This is a genomic window from Pleomorphochaeta sp., from assembly GCF_050031695.1.
Taxonomy (GTDB): domain Bacteria; phylum Spirochaetota; class Spirochaetia; order Sphaerochaetales; family Sphaerochaetaceae; genus Pleomorphochaeta.
In genome coordinates, this window is record NZ_JBNAIC010000067.1 from 1 (window position 1) to 10,267 (window position 10,267).

At 27.4% G+C, this 10,267-nt stretch carries 8 protein-coding genes and 1 pseudogene; 7 read left to right on the forward strand and 2 right to left on the reverse strand.

Annotated features, from left to right (window positions below; translation table 11 throughout):
- A pseudogene (locus ACPKM0_RS11840) lies at positions 1 to 453 on the forward strand (SAM-dependent methyltransferase); the annotation flags it as partial.
- On the opposite strand, the gene ACPKM0_RS11845 reads toward ACPKM0_RS11840, so the two are convergent.
- Together ACPKM0_RS11845 and ACPKM0_RS11850 are read right to left on the reverse strand one after the other, a co-directional pair.
- Positions 443 to 1,885, reverse strand: coding sequence for an FAD-dependent oxidoreductase (locus tag ACPKM0_RS11845; RefSeq protein ID WP_472476210.1), 1,443 nt, complete (start codon positions 1,883 to 1,885; stop codon positions 443 to 445). The pseudogene ACPKM0_RS11840 and the gene ACPKM0_RS11845 overlap by 11 nt on opposite strands.
- 8 nt (positions 1,886 to 1,893) lie before the next feature.
- Positions 1,894 to 2,910: a LacI family DNA-binding transcriptional regulator gene (locus ACPKM0_RS11850; protein ID WP_472476212.1), complete on the reverse strand. Its 1,017-nt coding sequence runs from the start codon at positions 2,908 to 2,910 to the stop codon at positions 1,894 to 1,896.
- 300 nt (positions 2,911 to 3,210) lie between these two features.
- Between ACPKM0_RS11850 and ACPKM0_RS11855 the strand changes: the two genes are divergently transcribed.
- The 6 genes from ACPKM0_RS11855 to ACPKM0_RS11880 all read left to right on the forward strand — a co-directional run bounded on the left by ACPKM0_RS11855 (position 3,211) and on the right by ACPKM0_RS11880 (position 10,020).
- On the forward strand, positions 3,211 to 4,488 hold the full coding sequence (locus tag ACPKM0_RS11855) for an ABC transporter substrate-binding protein (protein ID WP_464634092.1): 1,278 nt from the start codon (positions 3,211 to 3,213) through the stop codon (positions 4,486 to 4,488).
- A gap of 104 nt (positions 4,489 to 4,592) precedes the next feature.
- Positions 4,593 to 5,474 (forward strand): carbohydrate ABC transporter permease, encoded by an 882-nt coding sequence (locus ACPKM0_RS11860; protein WP_464634090.1) that lies wholly within the window; start codon positions 4,593 to 4,595, stop codon positions 5,472 to 5,474.
- Positions 5,474 to 6,313 carry a carbohydrate ABC transporter permease gene (locus ACPKM0_RS11865; protein WP_472476214.1) on the forward strand — a complete coding sequence of 280 codons (840 nt, stop codon included), beginning with the start codon at positions 5,474 to 5,476 and terminating at the stop codon, positions 6,311 to 6,313. Before ACPKM0_RS11860 ends, ACPKM0_RS11865 begins: the two co-directional genes overlap by 1 nt.
- A gap of 65 nt (positions 6,314 to 6,378) precedes the next feature.
- Positions 6,379 to 7,881 (forward strand): DUF4127 family protein, encoded by a 1,503-nt coding sequence (locus tag ACPKM0_RS11870; RefSeq protein WP_464634086.1) that lies wholly within the window; start codon positions 6,379 to 6,381, stop codon positions 7,879 to 7,881.
- The gene (locus ACPKM0_RS11875) at positions 7,865 to 8,839 is read left to right on the forward strand and encodes an alpha/beta fold hydrolase (protein ID WP_464634084.1); all 975 of its coding nucleotides are present in this window, start codon (positions 7,865 to 7,867) and stop codon (positions 8,837 to 8,839) included. Before ACPKM0_RS11870 ends, ACPKM0_RS11875 begins: the two co-directional genes overlap by 17 nt.
- Before the next feature lie 11 nt (positions 8,840 to 8,850).
- Entirely contained in the window at positions 8,851 to 10,020 is a 1,170-nt protein-coding gene (locus ACPKM0_RS11880; protein WP_472476217.1) for an AGE family epimerase/isomerase, read from the forward strand.
- The last annotated feature ends 247 nt before the right edge of the window (positions 10,021 to 10,267 follow it).

Genomic DNA, 10,267 nt, shown 5'->3' on the forward strand with positions numbered 1-10,267 from the left:
GATAAGATTGATTACCCAGACAACTTGTTCGATATTATAATTAATAGACATGAATCTTTTGATATTAATGAAATTTATAGAGTTTTAAAACCAAGTGGAATTTTTATAACACAGCAGATTGGAAATTTAAATGATTTAGATTTATCAAAAAAAATAAATCCTAATTTTGAATCTCTATTTAATAATAACAATCTAAAATATGTTAAATCAAAATTAGAATCCAAAAATTTCTCTATATTAAAAGCTGATGAAAAATTTACTCCAATTAAGTTTTTTGATACTGGAGCATTTATTTACTTTGCAAAAATAATTGAATGGGAATTCCCTAATTTTTCTGTAAAAAACAACTTAACTCAACTTATTGAAATTGATAAAGAAATAAATAACAAAGGATACATTCAAGCTATGGAACATCGCTTCATACTTGTTAACAAGAAAAATATTAAGCATTAATACAATATGATTTATTAACCCACCCTTCATTCAAATATCCTAATTTAATAGAGCCTTCTCTTATTGCTATTTGAGTATCCTTAAATTTAGGATTTTTCAGTGAAACATCATGTGTAGGATAAAGATACCCATTATTATCCAATATCAAATCTTGCAATTCTTCAATGTTAATTTCATTTACACATATTTTTTTCTTTTTTGCTAAATATACTGCTAAAGCAGCAACTTGCCCTAATTGCATTACCACAGGTTGAAGTCTTGTGCAACCATTTACTAGACCTGAAACTGATATTGATTTTTCAACCACCAATATATTTTTTGTTCTTAAAGGGATTAAAGAACCAAAAGGGACAGAAAAAGGATGAATTTTAGGAAAGTCAATTTTATTATAAGCTTCATCTAAATCTCTGTGATGATCTAAAGGATAATCACCAACAGCAATAGCAGTTTTAAATATTTTATTATTTGTAATATCCTCTATAGATAAAGTTTCATTTCCATAAATTCTTCTAGCTTCTCTAATATATGGGATATAAGGGAGTTTATCTTTTGACAAAGGATAACTATTATCAGATAACCTAAGATTACATGATAAATCTACTGAAGATTGAATCAATTTAAATAAGCGCATAGTTTTTTCTTTTGCTTTTATAAACATAGACTGTCTATCTTCAATAAAATAATTACCATAGTAGTCATTACCTTTTATTGGCCAGTTAAGCATTATCTTATTATTAGGTAGCATTCCATACTCTAACATTTTTGTTAAAGAAATCTCAGGATTCCCTATAATTCCTGCAAACTCCCCTTCTTTCGTCCAAAGGGGATATTCATCAATAACTTTAATCTTATTATCAAATTGAAGCACAGCATTATAAGTAAAATCTTGTGGATGTTTTAATTCATATGGAGCATCCAACTCTTTTTCCAATCCATAATGATTTTGTAAATTAAGATGATAAATTGCATCACCAAATTCATCCGCTAAAATAAAATAATTACTTTTAAATTGGTATTGTCGATTGGCTTGATTGAAAAATACAGAATCAATTGAAAGTTCATTATTCCCAATTTTATTAATTTGAATATGATTGCAATCCAAATATAAATCACAATAATTTTCATCAATCATAGAATATAATATTTCAATTCCAACTTCAGGTTCAAACAAAGTATTCGAAACCCATCCTGTATCAAGAATATCTCTATTATAATAATTTCTTAATTTATCGCGAAATTCTTTAAATATTCCTCCGGCAATTAGATGATTACCATCAAAAGCAGAAACACCTGCTGCAGTTATCATACCGCCTATTGAAATAGATTCTTCAATAACTGCAACTTTTAATTTATTCCTTGCCGCTTGTATAGCAGCAGATATACCTGAAGCTGAAGCTCCCAATATAATTAAATCATAATTATTTTTTTTCATATACTACCTTAACATTTTTGACTCGTAGTAGTTCTTTTTACTAATTGCGGTTTTAAAATAATATTCTCAACCCTTTTCCCAGCTAAAATATCTAAGAACATATCAAATGCTAAAAGTCCAATTTCTCTTTTAGGTTGTGCAACAGTAGTAAGCTGATAGACAAATTGATGAGATGCAAAATCCAAATCATCAAACCCTATAACTGAAACTTCTTCAGGAATTTTTTTCCCTTTACTCAATAAAGCTCTAATGACTCCTAATGCAGCATAGTCTGTTGAAGCAAAAATAGCTGTCAAATCTGGAGCTTTCTTTAGTAGTTCTAAAGTTGCATCATATCCACCCTTTATACTTTGATCTGCTTTAACTGTATATCTATCTATATCTAACTTAATTCCATTTTCTATTAAAGCTTGTAAATATCCACTATTTCTAGAATCAATTTCACTATAATGAATCCTATTAGTGCCTATAAATCCTATTTTTTCATGGCCTAAAGAAATTAAATGATTTGTTGCAATCTTACCACCACATATATTATCAACACCAATAAAGGGTAAATCTAAATCATCAATATTTGTCATTACTTGAATCGTAGGTATGTTTTTTTCTTTCAATTCTTTAAAAAGATTAACTTCTCTATAATCTGGTGAACAAATAAGACCATCTACATTCCTTCTAATCATTCTCTCTATTGCAAATCTACCATCTTTCTTTGTTTGAAGATTTGCATTACCTAGCAATATATCATAATCATTTTCTGAAGCTTTTTCTTCAATTCCACTTATAATTTCATTAAAGAAACTTACATTTAAGTAGGGAAATACTGTCCCAATTAAATATGATTTATGTTGAACTAAACCTCTAGCTTGTAAATTTGGTTTATAATTTAATTCATTAGCGACATTTTTAATTTTTATTCTCATAGCCTCAGAGACTCTACCAGTTCCACTTAAGGCTGAAGAAACAGTTCTAGGACTTACCCCAACAATTTTTGCTATATCTTTTAATGTTGTTTGTTTTTCCATTTTCTATCCTTTCATTAAGATTTGACTCATCGATGAATCAAGAACATTTATATAATAGATGATAATAATTTAAATGTCAAAGTTTTTAATAAAATAGTTTATTTAACATCATAAAAGGAATTATTACATATAAAATAAATCTGAAAATAAAATTTAAAAAAAATCTTGACAAATAAAAAAAACAAATTATCATAATTGGTATAACGTTGACGCAAATATAAAAATATTACTAGTTTGCATCAAACAAAATTACAAAACTTATAATATAAACTTTTATTATTAGTAAAAATGGAGAAAGTTATGAAAAAGATTTTAACTTTAGTAGTTGCCATAAGTGTTTTAGTAACTACAGGTTTGTTTGCTCAAGGATCAAATGAAACAACTTCTAATCAAAAGAAAACTGTTACATTTTGGACAATGTCTCTATCCCCTTCTTTTGATGATTATTTAAACGGGGTTATTGAAGAATTTGAAACTCAAAATCCTAATGTAGAAATCAATTGGATTGATGTACCTTGGGGAGATACTGAAACTAGAGTTTTAACAGCAGCAACTAGTAACACATTACCAGATGTAATAAATCTCAATTTACCATTTTCACAAAAATTAGCTCAAAATGATTTATTAATTGATATGAATGAAAAGGCTTCAGATGTTAAAGATGATTACTTTGAAGGTTGTTGGAATGCTAGTACATATAATGGAAAAGTATTTGCACTTCCTTGGTATATAACATCAAATATGGTTTATTATAATAAAGCATTATTTGAACAAGCTGGATTAGATCCTAATACATATCCAACTACATTCGATGAATTATATTCATATGCTAAACAAATTCATGATAAAACAGGTGCCTATGGCTATATGACATTTTTCCAAGATCAATTTATCATGGAAGAATTAGAAAGAATGGGAATTAGATTATTCAACGAAGATTTTACAAAAGCTCAATTCAACACACCACAAGTAATAGCTGCTGCAAATTATTATAAAAAAATGTTAGATGAAAAATTAATCCCAAGTGAAACAATTACTTCAAAATCAGGAACTGGTGAGGCAATCCAACTATATAGCACAGGTGAATTAGCAATGTTCTTTGGAGGAACCTCCCATGCTAGAATGATTAAAGATAATTCACAAGAAATTTATAATGAAACTGGTGTAGCTCCACAAATTATTGGGGAAAATGGGAAATCCAATATTGCAGTTATGAATATTGTTGTACCTAAGAGCTCAAAAGTTCTTGATGAAGCTTTGGCTTTCTCAAAATTCTTAACAAACAATACAAATCAAGTTAAATTTGCTAAGGCTGCAGGAGCAATTGTTCCTTCAACAAAAGAGTCTTTAAATGATGCTTTCTTCTCAGTTTCTGACAATACTGCTGCAACTGAAGCTAGAATTATGAGTGCAAAAGAAGTATCAAGAGGCACAATGATTTTCCCACCTATGCAAAACTGGACAGAAATCCGTGATGCATTTATTGAAGCTTTTGCAAAAGCAGCAACCGGAAATGGAGATGCAAGTCAACTATTACAAGCTGCACAAGACAAAGCTAATTCATTTCTAAGTGAATAAGAATTTATAACATAGCAATTAGATGACTATATATAAAATAGTCATCTAATTTATATTTATCATAATGAATAAGATATTTTAATCATATTAAGGAAACAATATTAATGAAATTGAAAAAAAACATTACACCATATTTATATCTCTTACCTACAATGATAATTCTTATTTTATTTGTATTTTACCCTTTAGCTAGAGCAATTCAATACAGTTTTACAGATTTCAATTTACTATCACCACCAAAATGGATTGGTCTTGAAAATTATAAAACTCTATTTAAAAGTGATAGTTTTTATAGAGCCTTACTAAATACTTTAAAATATTTCATTGTAGTAGTCCCTGTATTAGTAATTTTACCATTGTTAATTGCTGTTCTAGTAAATGACACAAAGCTAAAAGGGGTAACAATTTTTAGAACAATTTATTATTTCCCTGTAGTTACAAGTATGGTAGTTGCAGGAATAATCTGGAAATGGATGTATATGGAAAAGGGGTTATTAAATTATGTCTTATATAATCTTTTACATCTAATATCTGAACCAATATCATACTTAACAAATCCAAATACTGCTTTATTTTGCATAATGGTTGTAACTATTTGGAAAGGCCTTGGGTATTATATGGTTCTATATTTAGCAGGATTACAAAGCATCAACAAAGAATTATATGAAGCAGCTACAATAGATGGGGCTTCAAAATTTAAACAATTAAGAAGTATAACAGTTCCATTACTAGCACCAACCATTGCAGTAGTTGCAATTATGTCTTCAATGGCAGCTATGAAGGTTTTTGATGAAATATATGTAATGACAGCTGGTGGGCCTTTCAATTCTACAAGAACATTAGTATATGAAATTTATGATACGGCATTTGATAAATTAAAATTTGGTTATGCAAGTTCAATTGGTGTAATTTTATTTATTTTATTATTTGTTTTTAGCTATATAAGTATGAAAAACAGTGAAAAAACTTATAGAGGAGTAGCATAATGGCAAATCACAAAACAAATAAAATAGCATTAATTATATTTAAATATTTACTAATGATTTTAGTTGCTTTAGTAAGTATAGTTCCATTTGTTTGGCTTCTCTCTACTGCACTAAAATCACAGGGAGAAAATATATTTAGTATGCCTCCCCAATTTATTCCAGAGCAAGCAACTTTATCTAATTTTGTAATGGTTTTTAAAACTATTCCAATGTTTAGATATTATATAAATTCATTTATAGTTGTAGCATTTTGCGTTGTCTTAAACATATTGCTATCAGTTAGTGCTGCTTATCCATTAGCAAGAATGAAATTCAAAGGAAAGGAAACTATTTTCTTTCTAATTTTAGCAACAATGATGATTCCTATTCAGTTAACAATGATTCCAAATTTTGTAACAATAGTTCATCTTGGCTTAAAAGATTCACTTGCAGCTGTTATTTTACCTAATGCTGTAACGGCATTTGGAGTATTTCTAATTAGACAAGCAATGATAACAGTTCCGATATCATTAGAAGAATCTGCTTTCATTGATGGGGCGTCTTCTTTTACTGTATTAAGACATATAGTTGTCCCTATAATAAAACCAACTTTATCAGCTTTAGCAATTTTCACTTTCATAAATATGTGGAGTGATTTCTTATGGCCTTTGTTAGTATTAGATTCACAAAAACTATATACAGTACCACTTGGAGTTCAAAAATTACAAGGAACATTCACAAATGATTGGCGTTTAGTAGCTTCAGGGGCTTTACTTGCTATCATACCAGTTATGATTTTCTTTATTTTTAATCAAAAAAACTTCATTGATGAAGGTATAGCCTCTGCTGTAAAAGGCTAAAAAAAAAATTATGAAATTCCTATTTCATAAATAAAAAAAATTAATAAATCAATCAAGGAAAAATTATGAAAATTTTGTATATGCCATTAGATGAACGCCCATGTAATTATAAATTTCCAAATATGAATTTAATTAACAATAAAGATATTGAATTAATAAAAATCCCAAAAAACTATATGGGGAATTTCAAGAAAAGTGCCAATATAGATAAAATATATGAATGGTTAGAAAATAATTTATATAAATGTGATGCTGCTGTAATATCACTAGAAATGTTAATTTATGGTGGATTAATTCCTAGCCGAATACATAAAATTTCTAGCTATATATTATTAAATAGGTTAAACAATTTTGCTAAACTAGTAGAAAAAGTCAAAGAAACTAAACATATAGATATATATATTTTTGCTTTAATTATGAGAACTCCAGCATACTCAAGCAGTGAAGAAGAGCCAAACTACTATGCTGAATATGGTGAGTTAATTTTTAAAAGAGCCTATCTAATAAATAAAAGTGAAACATATTCTCTTAGCAAGAATGAACTAGAGGAACTTCACTATGCAAATCAAAAAATTCCTAACTATGTAATTAAAGATTATGAATCAAGACGTTTAATTAATATAGATATAATAAAAAATTGCTTACCTTTATTAAAAAATAATTTAATTGATTACTTAGTAATTCCTCAAGATGATTCATCAAAATTTGGATATGGAATTAAAGAAAAAAAAGAAATTTTCTCTAATATAAAAAAAGAAAATATAGAAAATAAAGTATTAACATATCCAGGAGCAGATGAAGTTGGCTCAGCACTAATTTGCAGAAGTATTGTAAAAAATATAATTAATAAACCTAAAATAAGCATATTTTTTGACCGAGAAGAAGCTATGTCTTTAATCCCTAAATATGAAGGGATGGAATTAAAAAAAAGTATAAAGCACCAGATTCAAGTATCAAATGCTATTTTCACAAAAGAAATAAATGAAGCAGATATTATTCTTTTTGTCCACACTCGGGAAGGTGAAATGCAAGATTCATGGAAGCAGGAACCATATGAATATAATGATAAAAACTATTTGAATCTTTTAAATTTAAATAAACCTTTCATAATCTGTGATATTGCATTTGCAAATGGTTCAGATTTAAGTTTTGTAAATAAAATTTTTGATAAGAAGATAAGTAACAATTTACTTTCTTATGCTGCTTGGAACACTGCTGGAAATACAATAGGCACTGCTATATCATCTGGAATTATACAATTTTTATTTGGATCTGAAAAATCAAAAGAAAAATTATTATTCTACAGAATTGCTGACGACTATGCATACCAAAGTATTGTAAGGAAAAAATATAATAATTTATTAGAGGGAATTGCTAAAAATACATATATACACATAGATAACAATGATTTGGAACTTCGAAATAAAATAAAAAATGACTTAATGATTGAATTAAATAATTTATATAAAAAGTCACCTTATGAAATTGAAGATATAATATTCCCTTGGTCTAGATTATTTGAAGTTGATATAAAAATAGGAGAAAATAAAGATGCAAAACTCCTTTGATATGAACTTAGAAAACTTGAAAAATTATTTAGGAACAAGCCATAGGCCAAATGATTTTGATAACTATTGGCAAAAGTCCATTAAAGAAGCAAATGAAATAGTTACAAATTATAGAATAAAAAAAACTAATTTTTCTTCAAATATTGCTGATTGCTATGATATGTTTTTTACATCAATTAATAATATAAAAATTCACACAAAGATGCTAATACCTAAAAATAAAGAAAAAATGCCATGCATAATTAAATTTCATGGATTAAATTGTGATAGTGGAGAATGGACTTCTTTACTTCCTTTCGCGAGTGAAGGATATTGTGTTTTTTCAATGGATTGCAGAGGGCAAGGTGGCGGCTATGAAGATAGTTTTTATGGAAGATCTAATATCGAATTAGGATTTCTTCTAAAGGGTATATTTGAGGCTTTATCAGGAAATATTGATAAACTATATTATAGAAACATAATCTTAGATGCTTATAAACTATATACTATTATATCTACATTTGAATACATTGATAAAGACAGAATTGGAGTTACAGGATGGAGTCAGGGAGGCGCTCTTACAGTAGCCCTAGCAGCATTAGTTCCAGGAATAAAATGTATAGCTCCAGTACATCCATATCTAAGTGATTATAAAAGATTTTGGCAATTAGGAATAAATAATAAGGCTTATGAAGGAATAACAAATTACTTTAGAATTTTTGATCCTCATCATAAAACAGAAGATCAATTATTTAAAGCATTAAGTTATATTGATATAAAAAATATGGCAAAAAATATAAAAGCAAATGTATTTTTTTCCTGTGGATTAAAAGATACTTCTTGTCCTCCTTCAACGCAGTTTGCAGTCTTTAATCAAATGAAATGTAAAAAATATTTAAATTTATTTCATGATTTTGATCATGAAATATTACCAAATCTAAATGATGAAATTTTCACTTTTTTTAAGGAAAATTTATAATAAGAAAATATATGATTAATAATTTAAAAAAAATAAAAACCCTATATACAAAACAATTAATAAGTGGCGAATTAGATTTTTGGTTAAAATATGGATTAGATTATATAAATGGAGGTATCTATACTGCCATAGATCAAAATGGAGCTATAATAGATACCGATAAATCAGTATGGTTTCAAGGAAGAGCTCTATGGATATTTGCAACAGCATATGAAAAATATGGAAATATTCAATATTTGCAAGCTTGTGATAATATAGTCGATTTTATAGAAAAATATTGTTTTGATAATGATGGTAGAATGTTTTTCAAAATAAGCAAAACTGGACAACCAATAGTAAAAAGACTTAGATATTTCTTTAGTGAAACTTTTACAATAATTGGATATGCGGCATATTCTAGAATTACAAAGAGAGATAAATATAATCAAAAAGCTTTAGAATTATTAAACTTTGTTGAATATCTAAGAGACACACCTAATATTCTAATTCCAAAATCATTAAGAGCTTCCAAATCATTTGGAGAGCCGATGATTTTACTTAATGTATTAAATGAATTAAAAAAATCAAATCCTGATAAAAAAATAGAACTTGAAACATATATGCATAATTTAATTGCTGAAATTGAAAATAATTTTATTCGTGAGGATTTACAATTAATATTAGAACAAGTAGCAATTGATGGCTCTTTCCAAAAAGAACATTTTGAAGGTAGGATTGTAAATCCTGGGCATGCTATAGAAGCCGCTTGGTTTATCATGAATATGGGAGAAGACCTCAATGATAAAAAATTAATTAATCTTGGATTAAAAATATACGATTTGATGTTTAATCTAGGTTGGGATAAAGATTTTGGAGGAATAATTCAATACAGAGACGCATTAAATAAACCTATTGCTGAATATCATCAAGATATGAAATTTTGGTGGCCACAATGTGAAGCCTTAATTGCAAGTCTCTATTCATACAAATTTACCAAAGATGATAAGTATTTAAATAATTTTTACATTATAAATGATTATATTCAGACTCATTTTGTTGATGAAATAAATGGAGAATGGTTTGGATATTTGCATAAAGACGGGTCAATCGCTACAACTTTAAAAGGGAATTTTTATAAGGGCCCTTTTCACATTCCAAGGATGTATATGATTTGTTTAGAGCTAATAAATGAATTAATTTAGAGCTCAAAAATTTTCTTCAGAACAATAATAATTATGTATAAAAATTCTACTATTTTTGATTTTTTTTGCTTAAATTTTTTATATGTTTTTTTATAAAAAATGAACTAAAAAATATTGCTTTTTTTTCTCTTCAAGACTATATTGCAATCATTCAGAGTTGAGGTAAATTCAACATTTGTTGTAAGTGTATTTTACCTATAAAGGCTCTCCTTTTTTTAAAAAGGGCTTTGTTATGAAAGATAGCAAA